The following is a 26,695-nucleotide window of genomic DNA, read 5'->3' on the forward strand; positions in this document are numbered from 1 at the left end:
CACCATGCAGATCCTCCTTCAGGCCGCCGCCCTGGTGCCGGCCAGCATCCCCAGCCCGGACTGGTCCGGCTTCGACATCCCGCTGCCGTGGGGGACTCTGCGGATCCACGCCTATGCCCTGTGCATCCTCGCCGGGATCATCGTGGGCCTGTGGCTCACGTCCGTCAGGTGGGCCCGCCGCGGTGCACCCGAAGGCAGCGTCTGGGACATCGTCATCTGGGCGATTCCGTTCGGCATCATCGGCGGCCGGCTCTACCACGTGGTTTCGTCCCCGGACGCCTACTTCGGGCCCGGCTTCGACGGGACCGGGGACCTGTGGCTCATCCCGCAGATCCAGCGTGGCGGTCTCGGAATCTGGGGCGCCGTGGTTCTGGGCGTCCTGGGCGCCTGGATCGGCTGCCGCCGGTCCGGTGTGAAACTCACCGCCTTCCTGGACGCCGCGGCGCCCGGACTGCTGCTTGCCCAGGCCGTTGGCCGATGGGGTAACTACTTCAACCAGGAACTCTTCGGCGGGCCCACCACCCTGCCGTGGGGCCTGCAGATTGATGCGGACAATCCCAATTTCCCGGCCGGCATGCCGGTGGAGACGCTCTTCCACCCCACGTTCTTGTATGAGTCGCTCTGGAACATTGCCGGCGTGCTCATCCTGCTGGCACTGGACCGCCGATTCCACTTCCGCCGTGCCCGGCTCTTCTGGCTCTACGCCATGTATTACACGCTGGGCCGGGTCTGGATCGAAGCGATGCGGATCGACGACGCCGAACAGATTAACCTGTTCGGCATCACCACCAGGCTCAACGTCTGGACCAGCATCTTTGTCTTTGTGGCAGCACTCATCGTGTTCGTCCTCCTGGGATTGAAGGGCCGCCCGGAACCGGACACACCTTTCCTGGCGGGCCGCGAGCCGGCAGGAGACGAGGCCATGGACGCCTCGGGGTCAGAAAAGGCACCGGTCCGCGATGCGGACTCTTCTGTCTCGGATCGTGAATCGCGTGATAATCTCCCAAATAACCAAAATGGTGCCCGGATCCCTTCCAGCCCAACGGAAGAGGAACCGGCATTCCGGGACGGCGACAAGCCTGCACCGGAGTCGCCGGTAACCGGAAGTTCCCGCCACAAGGCAACGGAATCCGCGCCGGAGGCTGGCACGAACAAGTAGAACGCCAGCACGGCAGGGTAGCAGAGTCAACACTCGGAGCGCCCACACACCACAGCGTCGTGGCAACAGGGCCCATCCGGCCAGCAGACAGCAGCTGGCCGGTCAAGTCCGGGTCACGGGCCTGCGTAACTCTTCGTTCAGCAGGCCGGTCTGGCCTACAATTTCCAGTAAATAACACTTTGTTGTGCCCATCACATCGGCGCTTACAAGGCGGGCCAACGGTGTCCCTTCCATACGCACGATCTCGAGGAAGGACGTCTTCAATGACCCATCTTCATAGCCCACGTTGGTCCGAAAAAATAGGATCGCAGGGCCCCGTCTCCCCGTTCAAGCGCTTTGCCGCGCTGCCCGAGGCCCGGGGTCTGTACAACCCAGAGAACGAAAAAGACGCCTGTGGCCTGGCGATCATCGCCACGCTGCGCGGCGAGCCCGGCTACGACATTGTCGACGCCGCGCTGACCGCGCTCCGCAACCTCGAGCACCGCGGTGCTGTGGGTGCCGACGAGGGAACCGGTGACGGTGCCGGCCTGCTGATGCAGATCCCGGACGAGTTCTTCCGCGCCGTCACAGAATTCGAACTCCCCGCACCGGGCCAGTTTGTTGCCGGTACCGCCTTCCTCCCTGCCGAGCAGCGCGAAGCCGACGCCGCCAAGGCCGGCATTGAAGGCCTTGCCGCCGATGAAGGCCTGACCGTGCTCGGCTGGCGCGAAGTGCCCATCGTCGCAGACCTCGTGGGCGCCATGGCCCGCGCCTGCATGCCCTACTTCTCACAGCCCTTCCTTGCCTCGGCAAGCGGCGAGGAACTGGACCGCAACGAGCTCGACTCACGCGCCTGGCGGATCCGCAAGCGTGCCCAGAACAAGTTCGGCGTGTACTTCCCGTCGCTGTCCTCGCGCACCATCGTCTACAAGGGCATGCTCACCACGGCCCAGCTGGAGCCGTTCTACCCCGATCTCTCGGACAAGCGTTTCAAGACGAAGCTGGCGATCGTCCACTCGCGCTTCTCCACCAACACGTTCCCGTCCTGGCCGCTGGCCCAGCCGTTCCGCACCATCGCCCACAACGGTGAAATCAACACCGTCAAGGGCAACCGGAACTGGATGCGCGCCCGCCAGTCCCAGCTCGCCAACCCGCTGCTGGGTGACTCCCCGGAAGAGCTGTACCCCATCTGCACCCCTGGTGCGTCCGACTCCGCGTCCTTCGACGAAGTCGCCGAGCTGCTCTGGCTTTCCGGCCGCCCTATCACGCACTCGATCATGATGATGATCCCCGAGGCCTGGGAAAACCACGCCACCATGGATCCGGCACGGCGTGCGTTCTACGAATACCACTCCCTGCTCATGGAACCGTGGGACGGCCCCGCCGCAGTCTCCTTCACGGACGGCAACCTCGTCGGCGCCACCCTGGACCGCAACGGCCTGCGTCCGGGACGTTACTGGATCACCGAAGACGGGCTGATCATCTTCGCCTCCGAGGTGGGCGTGATCGACGTCGAACCCTCCAAGGTGGTCAAGAAGGGCCGGGTTTCCCCGGGCAAGATGTTCCTGGTGGACACCGACGCCGGTCGCATCATCGACGACGAAGAGGTCAAGGCCGAGGTCGCTGCTGCGAATCCTTGGGCCGAGTGGGTCAAGGACAACCTCATTGACCTCAAGGACCTCCCCGAGCGCGAGCACGTGGTCCACACGGCCGCGTCCGTCAACATCCGCCAGCGGACCTTCGGCTACACCACCGAAGAGCTGAAGATCCTGCTTGGTCCGATGGCCCGCACAGGCGCCGAGCCGCTGGGTGCCATGGGTTCGGACACCCCGATCGCAGTGCTGTCCAAGCGTCCCCGGCTGCTCTTTGACTACTTTGTGCAGTCCTTCGCGCAGGTGACCAACCCGCCGCTGGACGCCATCCGCGAAGAGCTGGTCACGTCGCTGACGTGCGCCATCGGCCCGAACGGCAACCTGCTGGATACCAAGCAGGTCCGCCAGCCGCAGGTTTCCCTGCCGTTCCCGGTGATCAACAACGACCAGCTCGCCAAGATCGCCAACATCGAAACGCCCGACGGCGACCGCGTGGCCATGAAGGTCCGTGGCCTGTACCGCCCCGAAGGCGGCGAGAACGCGCTGCGTGCGCGGCTCACCGAGATCTGCGAGCAGGTGTCCGGCGCGATCAACCGCGGCGTGCAGTACGTTGTGCTGTCCGACCGTGACTCGAACGCGCAGTGGGCCCCGATTCCTTCGCTGCTCCTGGTCAGCGCCGTGCACCACCACCTGCTGCGCAGCGCCAACCGCACCAAGACCGCCCTGGTGGTCGAGGCCGGCGACGTCCGCGAGACGCACCACGTGGCTGTCCTGATCGGCTACGGTGCCTCCGCCGTGAACCCGTACCTGGCCATGGAATCCGTGGAGCAGCTCATCACCGCCGGTGACGTTGTTGGGGTCACGCCGCAGGACGGCGTCTACAACCTGATCAAGGGCCTCGGCAAGGGCGTCCTGAAGATCATGTCCAAGATGGGCATCTCCACTGTTGCGTCCTACACCGGCGCACAGACGTTCGAGGCACTGGGCCTCGGACAGGAACTGGTGGACGAGTTCTTTGCCGGCACGCATTCCCAGCTGGGTGGCGTGGGACTGGACGTCATCGCCGCAGAGGTTTCGGCGCGGCACCAGATGGCCTACCCCGAAGGCGGCATCGAACTGCCGCACCGCCCGCTCCTGGGCGGCGGCGAATACCAGTGGCGCCGCGACGGCGAGCCGCACCTGTTCAACCCGGAGACCGTCTTCCGGCTGCAGCACGCCACGCGTGAGCGCCGCTATGACATTTTCAAGGCGTACACCAAGGGCGTGGATGACCAGTCCGAGAACCTGATGACCCTGCGCGGGCTGCTCAAGTTCAAGAACGACCGTCCCGCTGTTCCGCTGGAGGAAGTGGAGCCCGTCTCCAGCGTTGTGAAGCGCTTCTCCACCGGCGCCATGAGCTACGGGTCCATCTCCAAGGAAGCCCACGAGACCCTCGCGATCGCCATGAACCAGTTGGGCGGCAAGTCCAACACCGGTGAAGGCGGCGAGGACGTGGACCGCCTGCTGGACCCGAAGCGCCGCTCTGCCGTCAAGCAAATCGCGTCGGGGCGGTTCGGCGTCACCAGCCTGTACCTGACCAACGCCGATGACATCCAGATCAAGATGGCGCAGGGTGCCAAGCCCGGCGAGGGCGGCCAGCTGATGGCGCAGAAGGTGTACCCCTGGGTTGCCCGGACGCGCCACTCGACGCCCGGCGTCGGCCTGATTTCACCGCCGCCGCACCACGACATCTACTCCATCGAGGACCTCGCGCAGCTCATCTATGATGCGAAGCGCGCCAACCCCTCGGCCCGTGTGCACGTCAAGCTCGTCTCCGAAGTGGGGATCGGCACTGTGGCGTCGGGTGTCACCAAAGCGAAGGCCGACGTCGTACTGGTCTCCGGCCACGACGGCGGGACCGGCGCGTCCCCGCTGAACTCGCTCAAGCACGCGGGTGTGCCGTGGGAGCTTGGGCTTGCGGAGACGCAGCAGACGCTGATGCTCAACGGCCTGCGCGACCGTGTGGTGGTCCAGGTGGACGGCCAGCTCAAGACCGGCCGCGACGTTGTTATCGCCGCGCTGCTCGGCGGCGAGGAATTCGGTTTCGCCACCGCCCCGCTGGTGGTGGAAGGCTGCATCATGATGCGCGTCTGCCACCTGGATACCTGTCCGGTGGGCGTTGCCACCCAGAACCCCGAACTGCGGGCACGCTTCACCGGCAAGCCCGAATTTGTGGTCAACTTCTTCGAATTCCTGGCCGAGGAAGTCCGCGAGATCCTCGCGGAACTCGGTTTCCGGAGCATCGAGGAGGCGATCGGCCACGCCGAGGTGCTGGATGCCCGCGAAGCGATCAACCACTGGAAGGCCGACGGCCTGGACCTGGACCCGATCCTGCACGGGCTCGAGTTCGACGACGACGCTCCGCTGCGCAACATGACCTCGCAGAACCACGAGCTGGACAAACACTTCGACCAGCGGCTGATCACCATGGCCACGGAGGCGCTGACTGACCGCAGCCCGGTGAAAATCGCGGTGGACGTGATCAACACGGACCGCTCGGTGGGCACCATGCTGGGCCACACGGTGACCAAGACGTTCAGCACGGACGTCCTGGCGCCGGACACTATCGACATCACCCTGACCGGTACCGCGGGACAATCGCTGGGCGCCTTCCTGCCTGCCGGTATCACCCTGCGCCTCTTTGGTGACTCGAACGACTACGTAGGCAAGGGCCTTTCCGGCGGGCGGATCATCGTCCGGCCGGACCGCACCAACGTGTTCAAGGCCGAAAGCAACGTCATTGCCGGCAACGTGATCGGCTACGGCGCCACCAGCGGCGAGATGTTCCTGCGCGGCCAGGTGGGCGAACGCTTCCTGGTCCGCAACTCCGGAGCCACTGCAGTTGTTGAAGGCATCGGCGACCACGGCTGCGAGTACATGACCGGCGGGCAGACGCTGATCATCGGCCGTACCGGACGCAACTTCGGCGCCGGCATGTCCGGCGGCACCGCCTATGTGCTGGACCTGCAGACCACCCAGGTCAACAAGGACGCCCTGCAGTCCGGCGAACTTCAGCTCGTTGAACTCGACGCCGAAGACCGGGACATTGTCCACGGCCTGCTGGTGAAGCATGTCGAGGAAACGGAATCGCTCCATGCGGCCCGTTTGCTGGAGAACTTCGACGATACCGCTGCCCGCATTACCAAAGTGCTGCCGCGCGATTACGCGGCAGTCCTGCAAACCCGTCTGGACGCCATCGAAGAGGGTCTCGACCCTGATGGCGAAGAAGTATGGGCTCGAATCCTGGAGGTGACCGGTGGCTGATCCACGCGGATTTCTTAAAGTACGCCAGCGTGAAACCCAGCCGCGCCGCCCCGTTCCGGTCCGCATCATGGACTGGAAGGAAGTCTATGAGGCCCAGGAAAAGGGTGTCCTGAAGGCCCAGGCCGGCCGCTGCATGGACTGCGGCGTGCCGTTCTGCCACCAGGGCTGCCCGCTGGGCAACCTCATCCCCGAATGGAACGACCTCGCGTGGCGGGACAAGGGCGAGGAAGCGATTGAGCGGCTGCACGCCACCAACAACTTCCCCGAGTGGACCGGCCGGCTTTGCCCGGCACCGTGCGAGGCGTCCTGTGTGCTGGGAATCAACCAGCCTGCCGTCACCATCAAGCAGGTTGAAGTCTCCATCATCGATGAAGCGTTCGAAAACGGCTGGGTCAACCCGCTGCCTCCAACGCGCCTGACCGGAAAGACTGTTGCCGTCGTCGGCTCCGGCCCGGCCGGCCTGGCCGTGGCGCAGCAGCTGACCCGGGTGGGCCACACCGTCGCGGTGTACGAGCGTGACGACAAAATCGGCGGCCTCCTCCGTTACGGCATCCCCGACTTCAAGATGGAGAAGGAGCAGGTGGACCGCCGCGTTGAGCAGATGAAGGCGGAAGGCACCCGCTTCCGCACCGGCGTCGCTGTGGGTACCGACGTGACGTGGGAGCAGCTCCGACGCCGCTACGACGCCGTCGTGGTTGCCACGGGCGCCACCGTCCCGCGGGACCTGCCCATCCCGGGCCGCGACTTTGAAGGCGTGCACTTCGCCATGGATTACCTGGTGCCGGCCAACCGCGTTGTCGCGGGGGAGACGGTGGAGAACCAGATCCATGCCAAGGGCAAGCATGTGGTGATCCTGGGCGGCGGCGATACCGGTGCTGACTGCCTCGGTACTGCGCACCGCCACGGAGCCGCATCCGTGACCACCCTGGCCATCGGCAAACAGCCGCCGGCCGAACGCGCCGGGCACCAGCCCTGGCCCACGTTCCCCACCCTGTTCGAAATGGCCAGCGCCCACGAGGAAGGCGGCGAACGCACGTACCTCGCCTCCACCGTGGCGTTTGTCGGGGAGAACGGCAAGCTCACCGGCGTCAAGGTTGCCGAAACGGAATTCGTTGACGGCAAGCGGCTCCCGAAGGCCGGCACCGAACGGATCATCCCGGCGGACCTGGTCTTCCTGTCGCTGGGCTTCACCGGTGCCGAGCCCGCGGGCATTACCGAGCAGGTCAGCGCCGAATTCGACGGGCGCGGCAACGTGACCCGCGACGGGTACTACATGACCAACACGGAGGGCATTTTCGTGGCCGGCGACGCCGGACGCGGGCAGTCGCTCATTGTATGGGCCATCGCTGAGGGCCGGGCCTGTGCCGCCGCCGTGGACAAGTTCCTTATGGGCAGCACCATCCTGCCGGCGCCGGTGGCTCCGACGGACCGGGCCATCGCGGTTCTCTGACAGCCGTTAGTTCGCCGCGGATTAACCTCCACAACAACTTAACCAATGCAGGACACTACTAGGGTAGGTATATGAGACGCGCTAAGATTGTGGCCACTTTTGGCCCGGCAATTGCCAGCTTTGAGAACACCCTCGCGGTGTTGGAAGCCGGCGTGGATGTTGCCCGGATGAACATGAGTCACGGTGACTACTCCGTGCACGACAACACCTACGAGAATGTCCGCAAGGCAGCAGCCCAGCTGAGCAAGCCTGTGGCAATCATGGCCGACCTGCAAGGCCCCAAGATCCGTCTTGGCCGCTTTGTGGATGGCCCCCATGCCCTGGCCGAGGGTGACATCTTCACGATCACCACCGAAGATGTTCCGGGCACCAAGGAGATCTGCTCCACCACGCTGAAGAGCCTCACCGAGGATGTCAACGTGGGCGATGCCCTGCTGATCGACGACGGCAAGGTGGCCCTGCGGGCGATCGAGGTCGACGACGTCAAGGTCGTTACCGAGGTAACTGTCGGCGGGATGGTGTCCAACAACAAGGGCATCAACCTTCCCGGCGTTGCGGTCAACGTCCCGGCGCTGAGCGAAAAGGACGAGGACGATCTCCGCTGGGCCATGCGCCGCGGTGTTGACCTGGTTGCCCTGTCGTTCGTCCGTGACGCCTCCGACATTGTCCGCGTGCACGAGATCATGGACGAAGAAGGCCGACGTGTGCCGGTCATCGCGAAGATCGAAAAGCCGCAGGCAGTGGACCAGCTGCACGAGATCATCGACGCCTTCGACGCCATCATGGTGGCCCGTGGCGACCTCGGTGTGGAACTTCCGCTGGAGGAAGTGCCGATCGTGCAGAAGCGCGCCATCGAACTGGCACGCCGCTGGGCGAAGCCCGTCATCGTGGCCACACAGGTCCTCGAATCCATGATCGACAACCCGCGCCCCACCCGCGCAGAGGCCTCCGACTGCGCCAACGCCGTACTCGACGGTGCAGACGCCGTTATGCTGTCCGGCGAGACCAGCGTGGGCAAGTACCCGATCGAAACCGTCAAGGTCATGGCCCGGATCATTGAATCCACCGAGGTCCACGGCCTGGAACGCGTTCCGCCGCTGGGCACCAAGCCCAAGACCCGTGGTGGCGCCATCACCCGCGCCGCCGTCGAAATCGCTGACCAGCTGGAAGCAAAATACATCTGTACTTTCACCCAGTCCGGCGACTCCGCACGCCGCCTGTCACGTCTGCGTCCCATCAGGCCGGTGTTCGCATTCACTCCCTTGGAGCACGTGTGGAACCAGCTGGCGCTGACCTGGGGCATCCAGCCGGTGCTGGTTCCCATGGTGGGCCACACCGACGAGATGACGGCTCAGGTTGACCGCAGCCTGCTGGAATTGAAAGTGGTGGACGACGGCGACCTGGTGGTCATAGCCGCCGGTTCGCCTCCCGGAAAGGCCGGTTCCACGAACATGCTGAAGGTTCACCGGGTCGGAGACCTGGGCGACGCCGGCAGCCTAGGCGGCGAAGCTGGTGCACCCAGGGAAAAGCTCGGTCCCTGGCCGACGGCTTAGCAACCTAAAAGGAAGGACCCCTGCCGGCTGGCAGGGGTCCTTTCTTTGGTCCGGTGGTTGAGCTTGTCGCCCGGTGGTTGAGCTTGCCGAAACCCCGGTGTCGACTGTTGTGCTAGTTGACCTGGTTGATGATGGTCTCGGCAACCTCGCGCATGCTGAGGCGGCGGTCCATGGAGGTCTTCTGGATCCAGCGGAAAGCTTCCGGCTCCGTCAGGCCCATCTTGGTGGTCAGCAGGCTCTTGGCGCGCTCAACGAGCTTGCGGGTGGCGAACTGCTCCTGCAGGTCCGAGACTTCGCTTTCGAGGGCCTTGATTTCCTCGTGGCGGGAGAGTGCGATTTCCAGGGCCGGGATGAGGTCGGCCGGGGTGAAGGGCTTGACCACGTAGGCCATGGCGCCGGCGTCGCGGGCGCGCTCCACGAGTTCCTTCTGGCTGAAAGCCGTCAAGAGCACCACGGGGGCGATGCGGGCCTTGACGATCTTCTCGGCTGCGGTGATGCCATCCATGATGGGCATCTTGACGTCCATCAGGACGAGGTCCGGCTTGAGTTCCTCCGCGAGCTGCACGGCCTTCTCGCCGTTGTCTGCTTCGCCCACCACGTCATAGCCTTCGCCGCGCAGGATCTCGATGATGTCGAGTCGGATGAGGGTTTCATCCTCGGCCACAATGACGCGGCGCGCCGGCTGGGACGTGGGTTTTGACTCCGTTTGTTCAGTCACGGGATCTCCTTGGAAAGGTACGGCGGGAACATCACCATCTTAGGTGCGCCCGCGGCCGTAGTTTGATCTGCATGGTCTATTGCGGCGTCAGCGGCGCGATTCTGGAATTCAGCCTATCTGCATGTAGAGTAATTCCGCGTACGTGAAGCGATCGCGTTGCTCACAATCAGCTGTGGGCGTACCGGTTTGCACAACGTATTCCGCGCCCGAGTGGCGGAATTGGCAGACGCGCCGCACTCAAAATGCGGTATCGAAAGGTGTGTGGGTTCGAGTCCCACCTCGGGCACAGTGTTTCCGCAGGTCAGGGGCCCTTTGGGGCCTCTGACTGTGCACAAATCTTCTTTTATCCGCCCCTTCAGGGGGCCTTTTTTGTAGGCGGTCGCTGCTGGGCGGGACGGCTCCCTTCCTTGGGTTTTGGCGACGACTCTGGGCTTGTTACTTCTTCATGGTCGTTCGGTGGCTGGGCGACATGACCTGCTCGGGGGAAGAAGGAATATGTTTCTTGCCCGAGAAGCCCAGCTTTACTGCCGGAGGCCGGCACCGAAATAGCCGTCCCTTCTTGTTTCACCGACATCGCTGCGCGATGGCGTGAACTGCCGGATCAGCCCGGGGATCATTGCCGTAGCTGTTCTTGGAGCCGATCTTTCCGTCCTGGTTCTTGATGACGTGCTCCACCTTGTCGGCCTGGGCAGCGTCCCGACCTGCAGCTTCTGCCTCATCCTTGGTGCCGTAGTCAGAACCGAAGCACGGCCAGTGCCCGCATTATCCAACGGAGACTGCGTGTACCGCGTGAGTACTACGACCAAAAGGGAGTTGATACCGGTGAGGCCAACCCCACCCCGGTCGGGAATCGAGTACTACAGTGGATGCATGGCTGCCAGCCGCAATCCGCTCGACGACCTGCGCGAAACCATCGGCCATCTGACCGATCAGCTCAGGCTGCACGGTTCCGAGCGCGTCGACGACCTGGTCGGCGATCTCATCGGTGCGAGGCCCGGGCCGGCCCGGCCGCTGTCCGAGGTGCAGGCCGAGCTCGACGCGCTGGTCGGACTGGAGACCGTGAAGGAACAGGTGCGGGCCCTTGTCGCACTGCTCCAGGTCCAGGCCCGCCGTAAGACGCACGGCCTGCCGGAGGTGGCCACATCACAGCATCTGGTGTTCCTCGGAAACCCCGGCACGGGCAAGACCACCGTGGCGCGGCTCCTGGCCGAGATGTACCGCGCGGTCGGTCTGCTGCAGAAAGGCCATCTGGTCGAGGTCGACCGTTCGGGCCTGGTGGGGCAGTACGTCGGCGCGACCGCCATCAAGACGGACCGGGTGATCCGGCGTGCGCTGGACGGCGTTCTGTTCATCGACGAGGCCTACGCGCTGGCCCCGGAGGACGGCCGGATGGACTTCGGCCCCGAGGCGATCGAGGTCCTGCTCAAGCGGATGGAGGACCACCGCCACCGCCTGGTCGTGATCGTGGCCGGGTACCCGCGGCTGATGGAGTCCTTCTTGCTCTCGAACCCCGGACTGCGCTCCCGGTTCGCCCGCGAGATCACGTTCCCCGACTACTCCGTTGACGCACTCCAGACGATCTTCCACCAGATGCTGGCCCAGCACGAGTACACGCTGGAGCCGGGTGCGGACCAGGTGCTGCGCCGCATCTTCACCGGGCTCCATGCGGGCGAGGACTCCGGCAACGCACGGTTCGCCCGCACGCTGTTCGAGCAGGCGCTCAACCGCCAGGCGCTGCGGCTGTCGCTCGACGAGGAACGAAGTCTCGACGCGCTCGATCGTGAGGCCGTCATGACGCTCACCGCGGACGACATCGTCGAGGCCGCGCTGGCCTTGGGCGAGGAGCCGGAGCCGGAACCGACGCCGGAACCGGAGCGGTCACGCTGGTGGCGCTGGCTGGTCTGACCGGATCTGCGGCGATGTCAGGCGAATGCCCGTCCCGCCCCCGAGCGGGAAAAGCACAACTATTCCACTGTCGTGCAACCGGAGGACAGCTTTCCTACCCACCCCGAGCTTGCTCGCTACGGCCCTGGGCCCCCAACGGTCGCAAACAGCGCCACCGCGGCTTCGCGCTGCTCCTCAGACAACGAACTGCCCTTAAACCTGAAACTGCTCCCCGTAAGTTAGAACTGAATTTTCAGTCCAACTTACGGGGAGCAGTTCAGAACGGATTCGGGGCCCTCGGGCGTAGCTGCCTGCTAGGAGCGTGGGTCAGTAGTCGTTGAAACGCCGGGCGAAATTCCGGGCCCGTGGCGTGGTGGCTGGGAGAATCGGGGGTGTGACTTCTGATTCCCAGGACGGGTTGTTTGATGAAGCGCTCGTTGAGCGGGTGGAACCGGCCGGTGATGGTGTGGTTGAGGCTGGCGCGGGTGTGAATAAGCGGTTCAAACCGTTTGAGCCGGACGCGGTGATGCTGGTCCCGCCGTCGCTGGATGAGTGGCTGCCGGGCAATTATCTGGCCCGGTTCATCGCCGATCTCGTCGCGGAGGAACTGGATCTGTCGCGGTTCTACGGCTCCTACGCCAGGACGAAGGGCCAGCCGCCGTATGATCCGCGGCTGATGGTCCGGGTCCTGCTCTACGGCTACTGCGTCGGGATCCGCTCCTCCCGGGAGCTGGAGCGGGCCTGCGTGGACGTGGTCGCGTTCCGCTGGCTGGCCGGGCAGCAGGCACCGGATTTCCGGTCCATCGGACGGTTCCGCAAACGCCACCTCGCCGCCCTGGGCAACGTGTTCCTGCAGGCCCTGGAGCTGTGCCGGGCTGCGGGCATGGTCTCCCTGGGCCGGGTCGCGCTGGACGGGACCAAGGTGCGGGCCAACGCCTCCCGGCGCAAGGCGATGAGCTACGGGCGGCTGACGGAGCGGCAGAAGATCCTGGCCGCCGAGGTCTCCGATATGTTCGCCGACGCGCAAAGCGTTGACGCTGCCGAGGATGCCCGCTTCGGGGCGGACAAACGCGGGGACGAGCTCCCGCCGGAGCTCGCTGACCGGCAGTCGCGGCTGGTGAAGATGGCCGCGGCCCGCAAACAGCTCGAAGACGACGCAGCCGAAAAGGCCCGCAGCGAGGCCGAGCAGAAAGCCCGGGACCGCGGCGACGATGACGACACTGCCGCCGGCAAAGGCGACGACGCCGCAGCCAAAGCGGAGGTCAGACCGAGGGCGCAGCGGAACTTCACCGACCCCGACTCCCGGATCATGAAGACCGCGGACGGGTCCTTCCATTACTGCTACAACGCCCAGGCCGTGGTCGACGCGGACCACCAGGTCATCGTCGCTACCGCGCTGAACAACACCGCGGTGGACGTGCAGCAACTGGTCCCGATGGTGGAGAAGACCCGGGAGATCAACGGCTCACTCGGCAGACAGTTCCTCGCCGACGCCGGCTACTGTTCGGCGGGCAACCTTGAGCATGTGGCCTCCTTGGCGGAAACCGTTGCCGGGCAGAGCGAGTTCTTCATCGCCACCGGCCGCCTCAAACAAGGCGAGCAGGTCCCGGACGCTCCCCGGGGACGGATCCCCGGCCAGGCCACCGGGCGGGAGCGGATGGGCAGGAAACTGAAAACGAAGAAGGGCCGGGCCGTCTACGCCCGCCGCAAGGCCATCATCGAACCGGTCTTCGGCCAGATCCACACCCGACAGGGCAAACACGTGCTCCTGCGCGGACTCGAACAGGCCAAACACGAGTGGAACCTGATCGCCGGCTGCCACAACCTGCTCAAACTCTTCACGTTCAAAGGGAAAGCCGGGTTCCCCGTCCCGGCAGGAGCCTGACCCAAGGGCCGACGCGGCCACCGGTGCCCGGCCCGGGGCAGCCGGGAACCGCGGTAAGAGGCCCGGCACCGCTGCGGACAGCCCGGCCATCAAGATGACAACGATTTACCGGTCAGCAGGCAGGGCTACTCGTGGATCACGGAAACGACTACCGCCCCACGCTCCTAGATGCCGGCAGCCTCGCAAATCGCTGCGGGGCCGAATCCAACCTGCTTGTGGCGATAATTCAAAGACTCGCGATCCGCTGCTGACGTGGGACTCTCCTCTACGCACTGTCAATGATTACGCGTTACAGGCCCGTGTTGTGGACGGAGATCATCGACGTCAATCGATCGTCCCTGGCGGTGCCTCTGGAGACCTGCTAAGCAAGGCCGTGGAGTCTGTTGCAACGTACATACATGCGACTCTGACTGCTGCCGAAGAAGCGTTGTTCTAGGCTGAGCAATATCGGGCCTCGCCTAAAGCTAAAAACGTTGCCACCCGGGAACATCCCTTCCTTGTTTCAAGGCACCTCTGACAACCATGGCGAGAACCCGGTGTCACACGAGATAGTCTGCGCCATCGGATTACTGCCGGTCCGGGTGGCTGGTGAAGGCCGGCGGGACGCTGGTTCCGGGCGTATCTGCCGCCGGATGGTGAACCGTAAGCAGGCTTACGGGTCCGCCGCCCGGGTGCTAGCGTGAAGATTCCACGACAGGATCCAGGAGGCCGTTATGAACGCTGAAGAGGTCGAGAAGGAACGCCAGGACGACGATACATCTACCGGGCAGAATTTGTCTGATTCCGAAGTCGCTGGTCAGGGTGGCAGTATTCCCAGCTCGGGGGACGGCGTAGGGATCGGCGCGGGCGCGGAGCCCAATACGTTCGAACCGGAAGAGGATCCGGACGCCACCGACGACAGCGGCAGTTCATCGGGGTAAATCTCCGCGCCAAGGTGGGCGGATCACTGACGCGAGTGCATCTTGATGTCACCATGCGTTACCGCGTTGCGCCCCCTGCGCTGCGCCGCCTTTCCAGGCGCCGGGGCGGTGCCGGATCCCCGACAAAATCCCACAGTCACGTCCGAATCCGCAGCGCCGACTGGTCAGCGTTTAGGCGCCGAAAAGGTCGCCGAAGGGTTCTTCTCCCCCGTGTTTCCGGGGATTTTTGAAACGCCGATAACCGGCCTTTCGTCACCTGAGGGGAGGAGGGGTGGAGGCCGGACCTGCCCGCGGGATGGGGGACCTCAATTGATTCAGCAAGTACTTGGCCGATCACGCGCCGCGTCCCGAAGTGGCGGAACTCCGGCGACATAGCGGTTGACCGAAGCTGCATCTCCAATATCGCCGGATGGTACGCGGCTTTGGGCGCCGGCCACTGGGCGTCGGAGTTCACGGTGAGCCTCTAATTGTCCAGAGTTCTGTGGACAATTAGGCGAGGTATGGCTATTTCCGGCAACCTGATCCTGACATAGGCTGATAAGCACCACAGCTGGAGATGCGGAGCCGGGCCCGATGAGTACGAGGATGATCCTTGCCGGCAGCGCCCCTGGGCGACTGTCTGGCAGTCATGTGATTCCTGCCCGAAGCATATGTACGCAGAGCGGCCGGGGCGCAATAATTACCACATTTCCATCCGCCAAACGAAGGAGACTCTCGTGTTGCTTTGGATAGCTATCGTTATCGCAGTTCTCTGGCTTCTCGGGCTGCTCGGCAACATCGGCGGCGGGTTGATTCACCTGCTTTTGGTTGTAGCCGTGGTCGTCCTGATCTTCCACTTCATCCGCGGCAGGTCCCGCGCCTGACTTCGAAACCCTGTTCTGCCGCGGCGAACGCCCGAGCCGAATAGGAGGCTATATATTGGCGCCAGGTGGGCGGATCTCTCATCCAGTGAGGCGAGTTCTAGCGATCGTTGCAACACCCCGAATAATCGGGAGTTGCAACACCCATGGATTCACCATCAAGAAATAGTTCTTCCCTAAAGAAAAAATCTCCTTCAACGCAGGAATCGGCGTCTCTGGCAGGGGCGCCGGGGAAGCGTCATCAGCAGTCCCACACCCGTGCGCAAAAACAGGATTTCCTTTCCGCCGTGGAGCGGTTGGGAAGTGTTGCCACGGCGGCCAAGGAGCTCGGCATCAACCGGAGCACATGCCAGAAGTGGGCGAACGCTGCGGGGATCAGGCCTCAGCGCCTGTACACGCAGGCGGACAAGGACCAGTTCTATGCCGCTCTGGACCAGACCGGCACCATCACTTCGGCGGCCCAAGAGCTGGGATTGAACATCAGCACCGCGCGTAACTGGGCCGGCAGGGTCAATCCTGCTGTGAGAAAGCCACGGGCCACGAGAACTCGGAAACCTGATCCGGCGCGACGCCACCCATCCGCGGTGCTTGAGGAGTTCGTGACAGTGCTGCAGGACGTCGGCAGCGTCAGCGTTGCGGCCCGGCAACTCGGCTTGAACCACTCCACCTGCTCCAACTGGGCCAGGGCCGCCGGTCTGGTCTCGGTCAGTCCGCGACGGCCATCAGCGAAGCAGCTTCAGTACCTGCGCCTGCGCCAAGAAGGAGCAGGCCGGAGGGACGCCGCTCTCGCGGTCGGCGCCAGCAAACCGAGCTCCTACGCATGGGACCGGCAACAGGCTGCTAAGGACACTGCGGCTGCCGAGGGCCATGCTGCGGATCTGCCGTATAAACAGGAGGTGACAACTACTTTTGCGGAACCGTCGGCCCCCGCGGCGGCACCAGGACTGACGGCAGCGGCGGCAGAGCCGGCGCCCGCCCCGGTGGCCTTGGAAGCGCTGGAGCAGTCCATCAGCACCCGCTACCTGTCCCTGTCAGAGCGGGAGAGGATCGCGGACCTGCGTACCCATGGAACCTCAATGCAGGCGATCGGCAGGGCTCTGGGCCGCTCCGTGGGCACCATCAGCCGGGAGATCAAACGCAACAGCCACGCGGTGCTCGGCTACCGGCCCTACGGCGCCCACCGCACCGCTGCGGCGGCCCGGGCACGGCCCAAGGACAGTAAGCTGGCAGAACCTGGGAAGCTGCGTAAGTACGTGGGAACCAAGCTGCTGACACGCTGGTCCCCGGAACAGATTTCGCACTTGCTGATCAAGGAATACCCTGATGACCCCGTCATGCGCGTGAGCCCCGAAACGATCTACCAGGCCCTCTACTTTCAGGCCCGCGGCGGGCTCAAACGCGAGGTCAAGGAGGCGCTGCGCACCGGGCGAACCCGCCGCAAGCAGCACAAGAATCCCGAGGAACGCACCAGTCGTTTCCGGGACCCGATGATCAATATTTCCGAACGCCCCGCAGAGGTTGAGGACCGCGCGATCCCGGGCCACTGGGAGGGCGACCTCATCACAGGGGCACACAACCAGTCGGCGATTGCGACGCTGGTCGAGCGCACCACCCGCTACGTCATGCTCGTGCACCTGCCGGTGGACCACAGCGCCGAATCGGTCCGCGACGGGCTGATCAAGACTATGGGCACCCTGCCGGCGCACCTGCGAGGATCCCTGACCTGGGACCAAGGCGCCGAAATGGCCAAACACAAAGCCTTCACCATCGCCACCGACATGGACGTCTACTTCTGCGACCCCCACAGTCCCTGGCAGCGCGGATCCAACGAAAACACCAACGGGCTGCTGCGCCAATACTTCCCCAAAGGCACCGACCTCAACGCCTACGGCCCCGAAGACCTCGAGCACGTCGCCCAAGAACTCAACGCCCGACCACGCAAAACACTCGACTGGGACACCCCGGCAGAGCGTCTTCGTGATTTACTGATAGCCAGCTAACCTCGGGTGTTGCAACGACCCCTAGAATTCAAGTGACGGCCAAATCGAACGCCGATAATTGATCTTCCGTCAAGGGTGTTCTTGTCCCTTCGGCGTTGCTGCAGAATGCAAAAACAGGTGTGCACAATGTGCACAGTTGGGGCGTTGGATCGGATCGCACATCGGCCGGACTGGCTCGGACTGGCTATGTTGTCGGGAGTTCCCAGTGTTTGCAAGGGCTGGAGTCCGGTTCGAGTCCCTCGGGCACGTGTTTTCCCAAGTCAAAGGCCTGTGGGCCTCTGAGTGTGCACAAGCTGTTCACTTATGGGCCCCTGCGGGGGCCCTTTTTTGTTGGTGGCCGTTGCTGTGGCCGGGCGGCTCCTTCCACTGAAAACTCGGTGGCTCGGGTTTTAGTTACTTCTTCATTGTCGTTCACCGAGCGGGCGACATGACCGGTCCGGGCTGTGAAAAACTTCTCTACTTTGCAGTCGCCTTCCCGTGGACCTCCGTGACGTGGTCAGGATCTGCTCGCGTCGAGCATGCCGTCCCAGAGCGTCCTGGCCTCGCCCGCGATCATCCTGTGGATTGTTTTTCACGCGGTCATCAACGGCGGCCGGTGTGCGGCCTTCTTTCGTCGAGGCCAGCAGGGTGATGCGGTTTGTCGGCTCGATGGTGCCGCCGCGGTAGACGAATTCGGTGTTGATCTGGTTGGACTGGGTCGCCTTCAGCGACAGTGTCAGTTTACGTAATCACGCGTACCGGCGAGCCCTGGGGCGAGGGAGACTTCCTCCAGCATTGGCGGCTTGCCATCACGACTGGTTGGCGCACCGGCGCCGCGCGTATCATAAACCGCGGTTCCGGAAGTGCTGGAGGAGCGCGTCCAGGATCGGCATCTTTTCATCCCTGCGCCCGCCATGTACGAACGAGAAGCCGCGTTCGGCGTGGGTACCCGAGGTGAGCGGCACCGACGAGCCGTTCGATCCCGATGAATGACGGCGTAAGCGCTCGTCATTCCGGGCACCCGCTTACGAGGTTGATTGAGTGATCGTTGCGGACCGTTAGGGGATTCTCCTTAGCGTTCGTGGGTGTCTGCCTCGTTTCGGGTGCCGGCGCGGGGTTCCAGTCCGATGGCTTTGTAGCATTGGTCGATTAGTTCCATGGTTTGGACGGCGTCGTCGCTGTCTGTGGGCATGGGGATTCCGTGCCGGATCAGTGCGGTGAAAGCGTCCAGCTGATAGGTGTATGAGGATCTTGTGCCCAGGTGCTCGATCCGTCGGCCGTCAGTCGTTTTCACCTCGAGGCTGTCATCGGTATGAGGGAGGATGAAATTTGTCACGGTGGCTTGTCCCTTGCTGCCGATGGCGCGGTAGGTCATTTCGGCTCGGGTCCCGTTCATATTGCATCGTGCCGTTGCGGTGATTCCGGAGGGATAGACCAGGTCAGCGTCAACCCATTCGTCCACTCCGGGCAAGCCGGTTCGTTCGGCTCCCCGGGCGTTGATGAGGGTGGGATTCCCGCCTGCCAAGGGGGCCATGGCCCGGATGGCATGGAGGCTGTAGCAGCCCAGGTCCATGAGTGCACCGCCCGCAAGTGGCAGCGACCACCGGGGGTCTTCGGGTGGCGGGGGAGGAATCATCACCATGGTTTCGACACGCTGGAGTTCGCCGAGTTCCCCGGAGGTGACCAGTTCGTGGAGTCTTTTCGTGACAGGGTGGTAAAGATAATGGAAGCCGTCGACGACCTTGACGCCCGCGCGCTTGCCCGCGTCCCGCACTTCTCTAGCTTCTGCTGCGTTTGAGGCGAACGGTTTCTCTGACAGGACATGTTTTCCCGCGGCGATGGCCGCCAGGTTCCATCGTGCGTGCAGCGAATTGGCCAGCGGGTTGTAGACCGCTTCGACCTCCGGGTCATTGACAAGCTCTTCGTAGGATCCGAGCACCCGTTCGACGCCGTGCTGGTTGGCAAAGTCCTTTGCCCGGTCCCGGTCGCGGGCTGCGACGGCCACCAGCCGCGCGCCTGTCAGCCTGGCAGGTTCAATGATGGATGTCGGACTGATGCGGGACGCTCCCAGGATGCCGATGCGCAGCGGTGCTTCTTCTGGATCCATCTGTGGAGTCCTTTCTGGTTGCTGATGTCGCCTTCGCCCCGCCGTATTGGTCACAGCGCGTCCCGGCCCGGTGAGCTACTGCTTGAAGGCGGCGTCGAAGGAGGTGTTCGATGCCGGGAAGTCGTACTTTTTGAGTGCGGCGAGGGCTTCGGGGGCGCCGTGGAGCCGGTCCATGCCGGCATCTTCCCATTCGACAGAGATGGGCCCGGTGTAGCCGATCGCGGCCAGGGCGCGGAAGGATGATTCCCAAGGGACGTCGCCGCGGCCGGCCGAGACGAAGTCCCAGCCGCGGCGCGGGTCACCCCAGGGCAGGTGCGAGCCCATGACGGTGTTCCGGCCGGTGGGGCGGAGCTTCGTGTCCTTGCAGTCGACGTGGTAGATCCGGTCCTTGAAGTCCCAGATGAACGAGACGGGGTCGATGCCCTGCCACATGAAGTGGGAGGGGTCCCAGTTCAGGCCGAACGCGGGCCGGTGGCCGATCGCTTCGAGGGTGCGGACGGTGGTCCAGTAGTCGTAGGCGATTTCGGAGGGGTGGACTTCGTGGGCGAAGCGGACCCCGCATTCGTCAAAGACGTCCAGGATGGGGTTCCAGCGGTCGGCGAAGTCCTGGTACCCGGCCTCGATCACGGCGGCGGGGACGGGCGGGAACATGGCCACGTACTGCCAGATCGAGGAGCCGGTAAAGCCGACGACGGTGTCCACACCGAGTGCCTTGGCCAGCCGGGCGGTGTGCTTCATTTCCTCGGCGGCGCGTTGGCGGACGCCCTCGGGATCGCCGTCGCCCCAGACCTTCGCGCCCACGATCGCTTCGTGCCGGAAGTCGATGGGGTCATCGCACACGGCCTGGCCCTTGAGGTGGTTGGAGATGGCCCAGACCTTGAGGTTGTACTTGTCCAGGACGGCGAGCTTGGACTCGACATAACCGGGTTCGTCCCAGCGCCAGGCGTCCAGGTGGTCCCCGGACACGGCGATTTCCAGGCCGTCGTAGCCCCAGCCGGAGGCCAGGCGCGCGACTTCCTCGAAGGGGAGGTCGGCCCACTGGCCGGTGAACAGGGTGTACGGGCGGGGCATGTCAGGCTCCTTCGCTTTACCGGATTGTCCGGCTTGGGACGGGCCGCCGGTTTCGGGCGGATTGTCCGACTCAACGGTTGTCAGTTCGACTTGGCAGCGCTTGCTGCCTTTCGGATCCCTTCTTGAGGTCCGGGACTGCAGGTCGGGGTACGGCCGGGACGGTACCGGGCATTGCCGCTGCAGACCCCGGACCGTGTGGGGGATCCCGGGGTGCTCAGAGGGATTGTGATTTCTTCATGCAGTCCCTGACATAGGCGTCGGACTCGCGAAGGTATTCACCGATTTTTTCGAAGCTCCATCCCTGCGTTCCGTGGCATTTGAGGCTGGCGACGCCTTCGTACCCGACCCGGCGCAGCGTTCCCAGCATCACGGAATGGTCAAGTGTTCCGTCAGGGCGGGGGAGTTGCTGGTCGGCGGGACCGAAGTTCAGGCCGTCCGTACCGTGGCGGTAAGCGCGATCGATATCCCAGATGTAGTAGTAGAAGAGCCGCTTGCGTTCGGCGAGGAACGTGATCGCTTCGCTGATGGTGTCCTGCATCACCCACAGGTGCGGGGGAGCGATGCAGACGCCGAGGTATGGGTCGTCGATGTCGCGGATGAGCCGTTTCATCTGCGCGAGCGTGTCAACGCCTTCGCCCCAGCGCCGGTCTTCGTTGGCACCGGATTCGAAATCGGCGGCGAACGGCACGGTGAGATGGTTTTCGACCGCGATCCGGACTCCGCGGCGCGCTCCTGCTTCGACGATGGGTGGCAGGAAGGTGGAGACGAAGTCGGGGTAGTTGGCTTCGCAGTCGAAGATGAGGGTGTCGATTCCGAGGTCTGCGGCGAAATCGACGCGTTCAAGGATTTCGTCCTGGGTCTTTCCGTAGACGGTGAGGCCGCAGGGTTTGATCCCGTACTTGTCCAGCACTCCGAGAATTTTGCCGGGGTCATCTCCAGGATTGACGTGGTGGGCCAGCGGCGCGGCGGAGGACCAGAGGTTGACTTCCTTGAAGCCGATGTCGGCAAGGTCGCGGATCGAGTCTTCGAAGCCGTGGTCGTGGTATGGAACGAGCTCGGCGGCATATCTGAACATGGATTCTCTCCTTGGGAGGGTCTGACGGGGTTTACCAGACGAAAACGGCTTTTTCGGTTTCGCGCTCGTCGAAGGCGCGGAAGGCTTCCTCGGCCTGATCGATGGAAAAGTCGTGGCTGATGAGCTTTTCGACGGGAATTTTCTGGTCGATGACGAGGCGGACGATTTCTTCCCAGTCGCTGATGGGGAAGTACCAGCCGCCGACGACGGTGAGCAGTTTTCTGAGCATCTGGTCGCTGGGGTTGATCTGCGTGGCCCGCGACTCACCGACAAAGGCGACGGCGCCTAGCTTGGCGGCTGCATCCAGAGCAGAGTTCTGCCCGGCGGGGTTGCCGGAACAATCGATGCAGACGTCCGCTCCGCGGCCCTGGGTGAGGTCCCGGATCTGCTGGACGGCGTCGGCTGTCGTGCTGTTGATGACGGCGTCCGCGCCGAGCGAGCTGGCCTGTTCGAGCCGGTGGTCGATGACGTCGACGGCGATGACGCGGGCGCCGAAGGCCTTGCCGATGAGTACCGCGGCGGATCCCATTGGTCCCATGCCGAAGACGGCGACGGCTTTTCCGCCCGCCACGCCGAGCTGCTTCTGCACGTGGTACTGGCTGCCGACCATGTCTGTCATCACCGCACCGGCGCGGAAGCTGAGTTCGTCAGGGAGCTGAAGACAGTTGCGCTCGGGCAGCACGAAGTAGTCGGCGTCACCGCCGTGGACGTCGAAACCGAAGCATTTCCACTGGTTGCACAGCATCATGTAGCCGCTGAGGCAGTACTCGCAGAAGCCGCAGCCCACGGCGAGGTAGCCGGCGACGCGGTCGCCTTCTTTGACGTGGGTCACGGCGTTTCCGACCTTGACGACTTCGCCGGCTGCCTCGTGCCCGGGTATCACCGAGCCGTGGCCGGCACCTTCGCCGCCGACGATCGGGGTGCCGTAGTAGATGCTCATGTCGCTGCGGCAGATCGCGGATGCGCGGGTCCGGACCAGCACCTCATGCGGTCCCGGCTCCGGGACGTCCCGTTCCACGACGGTGACTCTTTTGTCACCGGGGAGGATGACTGCTTTCATCGTTTCTTCTCCAATACTCATTTACTTGACTGCACCGAAGGTGAGCCCGGCGACCATCTGGCGCCGCAGCACGACCATGAGGACCAGGATGGGCGCGACGATCAGGGTCGCGGCGGCGGTGATGTTGCCCCAGTCCGTGCCGTACATGCCGGTGAACTGCTGCAGGCCCACGGGAGCGGTCTTGGCTCCGCTGCGGGTCAGGGACAGGGCGAACAGGAATTCGTTCCAGGACAGGACGATGGTCAGTACGGCGGCCGTGGCGACGGACGGCACGAGCAGGGGCCAGATGATCCGGCGGAGGACCTCCCATGTTGAGGCGCCGTCGACCATGGCTGCTTCCTGGATCTCATAGGGCAGCTGCAGGATCGAGCTGCGCAGGATCCACACCACGATGGGCAGGTTGAAGGCAGCGTACGGGATGATCAGGGCCGGGTACGTGTCCATGAGCCCGAGCTTGCCGGCGAAGACGAAGACCGGGATGACGGCGACGATGGGCGGGAACATGTAGGTCGACAGGATCCAGGATGAGAGCCCCTTGCGGGCCCGGAAATCCCTCATGGTCAGGGCATAGGCGGCCGGGACCCCCACGACGATGGCCAGCGCGGTGGCACCGAGACTGACGATTGCACTGTTGGTGAGCAGCTGACCGAAGCTTTCGGATTTACCGCCGCCGGCTGAGAGCACGGAGGCGTAGTTATCCAGGGTCGGCTGGAAGATCCAGGCCGGAGGGATCTGGTTGGCGATCCCGGCCGGCTTGATGGAGGTGATGAACATGAACAGCAGCGGCACAAGGCCGACCAGGAGCCATGCCCACAGAAAGGTGCGTCCAATGATGACGCGTGCCACGGCACCGCCGCGGCTGGTTGATGATGTCGTTGTCATTACATTTCCTCGGGGTCTGCCCGGCGGCCGATGATGCGCAGCATGACGGGGATAAGGAGGGAGAGGATGATCAGGAAGACCACGCCCAAGGCGCAGGCGAGACCGACGTTAAAGCTTTGAAGGCCGACGCGGAATATGCCCAGGTTGATGATTTCGGTGGATTCACCGGGACCGCCGCCGGTCAGGATCTTGAAGGAATCGAAGGTCTTGAAGGCCTGGATGGTCCGCAGCACGGCCGCGATGGCAATGAACGGCACCATGGCCGGGAAGGTGATGTGCCGGAACATCTGCCATGGGGTGGCTCCGTCGACCATCGCTGCTTCCCGGGGTTCCCCCGGCAGGGACTGAAGCCCGGCCATCAGGATCAGGGCGACGAACGGGGTCCACTGCCACATGTCGAGAATGACCAGGACGATCCACGCCGATGTCGGATCACCGAGCAGGTCGATGCCTTTGGGAAATCCGAAGACGCCGAGGTAGTAGCCTACCCACCCGTAGTTGGGGTTCAGCAGCTGCTTGAACACCATGGCCGCGACCGCGGGGGTGACGGCGAACGGCAGCAGCATGAGGGCGGCCCCGACTTTGTTGGCGCGGGTCTGGGCCGCGAGCGGGAGTGCCAGGGCGAAGCCCAGGATCATCTCCAGGATCACCGCGACCGCGACGAAGCCGAATGTGATCAGGAATGCGTGCTGGACAGAGGCGTTGGTGATCGCCGTGATGAAGTTGTCCAGTCCGACGAATTTGCCCACGCCACCGAGGATCTTGTCGTTGCGGAAGGCCGAGTAGAAGATAAAGATGGCCGGGGCCACCGTCATCAGCAGCAGGACGAACATGGCCGGGGCCATGTAGATCCACGGGGTCGAACGTTTTTTCCAGGTCAGCGGCTTCCTGCCGTGCGGGCCGGCCGTGGCACGGCCGGCCGCGCGGCGGAAAGCGTCAACCGTCAAGGTCGCATCCGATGGTGCGGTGGTTGCTTTCATTATCGATACTCCTTGGGCGACCTTGAGCGGTCCGATGGGTTAGTAGCCGGCCGATTTGAGGAGGGCCGAGACCTTCTCCGAGGCGGATTTGAGGGCGTCCGTTGGCGAGGAAGCGCCTGTTGCTGCGTTGTTCACTGCGACGGCCACCTCGTGGCTGACTTCGGTGTAGTTGGTCAACCGTGCACGGCCAACGCCTTCTGCGAGGGATTTTCCGAGGGTGTCGTAGAAGGGTGCGAGGGGGTTATCGCTCTTGATGCCGGCAAAGACGGAGGTCCGGCTGGGGTGCAGGGCTTCGGCGGTCATCGTCGTTTGCTGTTCGGCGGCGGTCAGCCAGCTGATCCCCTGGTAGGCCCATTCCTTGTTCTTGGAATTCTTGTTAACGCTCAGCATCCAGGTCCCGAAGTGAGGGCCGGCGGCTTTCGCGCTGGGCACCGGGGCGTAGCCGACGGTGCCGCCCTTGACGTTGTCACCGAGCTTCAGGTCGTGGTAATTGATCGTCATGGCTGTCAGGCCGCTGCCGAACGATTCGGCGGTTGTACCCCAGTCCGCTGATGTGCTGCCCGGGGGTACGTGTCCGCTCTGCGCGAGCTTGGCGTAGTAGTCCAGTGCCTGAGTTCCTTCGGGTGTGTTGAACGTGGGCTTGCCGTTCTGGTCCGCCAGGGTCCCGTCTCCGCCCTGGGAGGCGAGCAGGGTCTTGAAGTCATCGGTGGCCCAGTCGCCGACGCCCGCCATGACCGTGGTGCCGTAGAGCTTCTTGTCAGGCTGGGTGAAGAACTCTGCCACCTGGGCATAGTCATCCCAGGTCTTCGGGACCGTGAGGTCCTTGCCGTACTTGGCCTTGAAGTTCTCCTTCTGGACCGGGTCGTTGAACAGGTCGCTGCGGTAGGCCATGACGGCCACGTTCGACTGGATCGGCATCCCGTACACGTCGAATCCGGCGTTCTTGATCGCGGATGCGTCGGGCTTTGCCGTGGGGTCCGGGTAGCGTTTGATCGGGGAATCAGCGTTGTAAACGGCCGTGTCGTAGAACACCTTGGGGATGAAGTCGCCCACGTTGGACTGCGGGCTGTCAGGGTTCAGGGCCCCGTTCTGCATGAACTGGCTCAGGGGTTCAAGGTTCTGCACCAGGGCCGGCGCCCACGGGGTGTCGACGACGACGATGTCGTAGTAGCTGCTGCTGGAAGCGAACTCGGAGAAGACCTTCTGCTGCAACGCGTCGTACGGCTGGTTGTCGATCTTCAGATCGATGCCGAACTTTTCCTTGAACTGCGGCACCAGCGACGCGACGGCGGCGCTGTTGGCTTCATCGGTGGTGTAGAGCATCCGCAGCTCTGCCGGTTTGGCCGCCGCGGTGTTGGGTGCTGATGACCCGCCCGTGCATGCGGTTGCCAACAGGGTTACGGTGAGCGCGGCTCCCAAGCCCGCTACGATGCGTGATCGCTTGATGCGATCGAGAGATCGGAGCATTCTACTGCCTTTCCTTAAGGGTTGATAAAGAGGACTTATGCCCGGTCAATTCCGGGTACTTCGGGGGACGTCTTGCCGGCCGCCTTCCCGGGCGGAGCGTTGGACAGCGGAGATAAGCCGAGCAGCCAGCAGGCCGCGCCGGCGGTCGCCCTCGGGGGTCCCGTCGCCCCATGCCTTCGAGCTGACGATCGCTTCGTGGCGGAAGTCGATGGGGTCATCGCAGACGGCCTGGCCCTTGAGATGGTTGGAGATGGCCCAGACCTTCAGGTTGTACTTCTCCAGCACGGCGAGCTTGGACTCGACGTAGCCGGGTTCGTCCCAGCACGAGGCGTCCAGGTGGTCCCCGGACACGGCGATTTCCGGGCCGTCATGGCCCCAGCCGGAGGCGAGCCGGGCCGCTTCCTCGACGTAGCAGGTCGGCCCACTGGTCGGTGAACGGGGGATAGGGGCGTGGCATGTCAGGCTTCTTCAGCGGTGGCATACGACTTATGTTCAACGGCGGTGAGCGTGCCCTTGTTGTTGGCTGATTTCTCGACGGCGGCAAGTATGCGTTGCACCTGCAGCCCTTCTTCGAACGATGGCGACGGAGCGGCGCCGGCGTCGATGGCCACCAGGAAGTCGCGGATCTGGTGGGTGAAGGTGTGCTCCCAGCCGATGATGTGCCCCTGCGGCCACCTGTTACTCGTCGCGTTATTTGCCGATGTCGGCGTCGGTTTCGGTGACAACGGGCCGGGCATGGAAATGCCCCGCCGGAGGGTTTCGGCGGGGCAT

Annotated in this window: 18 protein-coding genes, 1 tRNA gene and 3 pseudogenes; 11 read left to right on the forward strand and 11 right to left on the reverse strand. The window is 64.0% G+C overall.

Annotated features, from left to right (window positions below):
- Window positions 1-4: 4 nt before the first annotated feature.
- The 4 genes from lgt (at window position 5) to pyk (ending at window position 9,036) form a co-directional block, all read left to right on the forward strand.
- Window positions 5-1,159 (forward strand): prolipoprotein diacylglyceryl transferase, encoded by a 1,155-nt coding sequence (gene lgt / locus ACVWY0_RS11365; RefSeq protein WP_485836778.1) that lies wholly within the window; start codon window positions 5-7, stop codon window positions 1,157-1,159.
- A 263-nt stretch (window positions 1,160-1,422) separates the two neighbouring features.
- A complete protein-coding gene (gene gltB / locus ACVWY0_RS11370) occupies window positions 1,423-6,033 on the forward strand; it encodes a glutamate synthase large subunit (RefSeq protein WP_485836779.1) in 4,611 nt (1,536 codons plus the stop codon).
- Window positions 6,026-7,483 (forward strand): glutamate synthase subunit beta, encoded by a 1,458-nt coding sequence (locus tag ACVWY0_RS11375; RefSeq protein WP_485836780.1) that lies wholly within the window; start codon window positions 6,026-6,028, stop codon window positions 7,481-7,483. The genes gltB and ACVWY0_RS11375 overlap by 8 nt, the downstream gene beginning before the upstream one ends.
- Window positions 7,484-7,554: 71 nt before the next feature.
- Window positions 7,555-9,036: a pyruvate kinase gene (gene pyk / locus ACVWY0_RS11380; protein ID WP_485836781.1), complete on the forward strand. Its 1,482-nt coding sequence runs from the start codon at window positions 7,555-7,557 to the stop codon at window positions 9,034-9,036.
- A 112-nt stretch (window positions 9,037-9,148) separates the two neighbouring features.
- On the opposite strand, the gene ACVWY0_RS11385 is transcribed toward pyk, so the two are convergent.
- Window positions 9,149-9,754 carry an ANTAR domain-containing response regulator gene (locus ACVWY0_RS11385; RefSeq protein ID WP_056345656.1) on the reverse strand — a complete coding sequence of 202 codons (606 nt, stop codon included), beginning with the start codon at window positions 9,752-9,754 and terminating at the stop codon, window positions 9,149-9,151.
- A 204-nt stretch (window positions 9,755-9,958) separates the two neighbouring features.
- Here ACVWY0_RS11385 and ACVWY0_RS11390 point away from each other — a divergent pair.
- A tRNA-Leu gene (locus tag ACVWY0_RS11390) sits at window positions 9,959-10,040 on the forward strand.
- Between the two features lie 278 nt (window positions 10,041-10,318).
- Here ACVWY0_RS11390 and ACVWY0_RS11395 read toward each other — a convergent pair.
- Window positions 10,319-10,477: pseudogene (locus ACVWY0_RS11395) on the reverse strand (DUF2188 domain-containing protein); the annotation flags it as partial.
- A 147-nt stretch (window positions 10,478-10,624) separates the two neighbouring features.
- Between ACVWY0_RS11395 and ACVWY0_RS11400 the strand changes: the two are divergent.
- The 6 genes from ACVWY0_RS11400 to ACVWY0_RS11425 all read left to right on the forward strand — a co-directional run bounded on the left by ACVWY0_RS11400 (window position 10,625) and on the right by ACVWY0_RS11425 (window position 17,303).
- Window positions 10,625-11,659 carry an AAA family ATPase gene (locus ACVWY0_RS11400; RefSeq protein WP_485836782.1) on the forward strand — a complete coding sequence of 345 codons (1,035 nt, stop codon included), beginning with the start codon at window positions 10,625-10,627 and terminating at the stop codon, window positions 11,657-11,659.
- A gap of 466 nt (window positions 11,660-12,125) precedes the next feature.
- A complete protein-coding gene (locus ACVWY0_RS11405) occupies window positions 12,126-13,523 on the forward strand; it encodes an IS1182 family transposase (protein WP_485836797.1) in 1,398 nt (465 codons plus the stop codon).
- 272 nt (window positions 13,524-13,795) lie between these two features.
- Complete coding sequence (locus ACVWY0_RS11410) at window positions 13,796-13,888, forward strand: hypothetical protein (protein WP_372447828.1); 93 nt, start codon at window positions 13,796-13,798, stop codon at window positions 13,886-13,888.
- A 348-nt stretch (window positions 13,889-14,236) separates the two neighbouring features.
- Complete coding sequence (locus tag ACVWY0_RS11415; RefSeq protein ID WP_485836783.1) at window positions 14,237-14,443, forward strand: hypothetical protein; 207 nt, start codon at window positions 14,237-14,239, stop codon at window positions 14,441-14,443.
- A gap of 716 nt (window positions 14,444-15,159) precedes the next feature.
- Window positions 15,160-15,306 (forward strand): lmo0937 family membrane protein, encoded by a 147-nt coding sequence (locus ACVWY0_RS11420; protein ID WP_485836784.1) that lies wholly within the window; start codon window positions 15,160-15,162, stop codon window positions 15,304-15,306.
- Window positions 15,307-16,052: 746 nt separating this feature from the next.
- Window positions 16,053-17,303 (forward strand): IS30 family transposase, encoded by a 1,251-nt coding sequence (locus tag ACVWY0_RS11425; RefSeq protein ID WP_485836798.1) that lies wholly within the window; start codon window positions 16,053-16,055, stop codon window positions 17,301-17,303.
- 1,051 nt (window positions 17,304-18,354) lie between these two features.
- Here the strand turns inward: ACVWY0_RS11425 and ACVWY0_RS11430 are convergent.
- From ACVWY0_RS11430 to ACVWY0_RS11470, 9 genes and pseudogenes are all read right to left on the reverse strand, one after another.
- Window positions 18,355-19,389, reverse strand: a complete 1,035-nt coding sequence (locus ACVWY0_RS11430; protein WP_485836785.1) for a Gfo/Idh/MocA family protein — start codon at window positions 19,387-19,389, stop codon at window positions 18,355-18,357.
- Between the two features lie 75 nt (window positions 19,390-19,464).
- On the reverse strand, window positions 19,465-20,460 hold the full coding sequence (locus ACVWY0_RS11435) for a sugar phosphate isomerase/epimerase family protein (protein ID WP_485836786.1): 996 nt from the start codon (window positions 20,458-20,460) through the stop codon (window positions 19,465-19,467).
- A 214-nt stretch (window positions 20,461-20,674) separates the two neighbouring features.
- The gene (locus ACVWY0_RS11440; RefSeq protein ID WP_485836787.1) at window positions 20,675-21,535 is read right to left on the reverse strand and encodes a sugar phosphate isomerase/epimerase family protein; all 861 of its coding nucleotides are present in this window, start codon (window positions 21,533-21,535) and stop codon (window positions 20,675-20,677) included.
- 31 nt (window positions 21,536-21,566) lie between these two features.
- Window positions 21,567-22,595 carry a zinc-binding dehydrogenase gene (locus tag ACVWY0_RS11445; protein WP_485836788.1) on the reverse strand — a complete coding sequence of 343 codons (1,029 nt, stop codon included), beginning with the start codon at window positions 22,593-22,595 and terminating at the stop codon, window positions 21,567-21,569.
- Between the two features lie 21 nt (window positions 22,596-22,616).
- Entirely contained in the window at window positions 22,617-23,477 is an 861-nt protein-coding gene (locus ACVWY0_RS11450; RefSeq protein ID WP_485836789.1) for a carbohydrate ABC transporter permease, read from the reverse strand.
- Window positions 23,477-24,457, reverse strand: a complete 981-nt coding sequence (locus ACVWY0_RS11455; protein ID WP_485836790.1) for a carbohydrate ABC transporter permease — start codon at window positions 24,455-24,457, stop codon at window positions 23,477-23,479. Before ACVWY0_RS11455 ends, ACVWY0_RS11450 begins: the two co-directional genes overlap by 1 nt.
- A 39-nt stretch (window positions 24,458-24,496) precedes the next feature.
- On the reverse strand, window positions 24,497-25,849 hold the full coding sequence (locus ACVWY0_RS11460) for an ABC transporter substrate-binding protein (RefSeq protein WP_485836791.1): 1,353 nt from the start codon (window positions 25,847-25,849) through the stop codon (window positions 24,497-24,499).
- A gap of 210 nt (window positions 25,850-26,059) precedes the next feature.
- Window positions 26,060-26,381: pseudogene (locus ACVWY0_RS11465) on the reverse strand (sugar phosphate isomerase/epimerase); the annotation flags it as partial.
- Between the two features lies 1 nt (window position 26,382).
- Window positions 26,383-26,695, reverse strand: a pseudogene (locus ACVWY0_RS11470) (hypothetical protein); the annotation flags it as partial.

Source organism: Arthrobacter sp. UYNi723, from assembly GCF_054057635.1.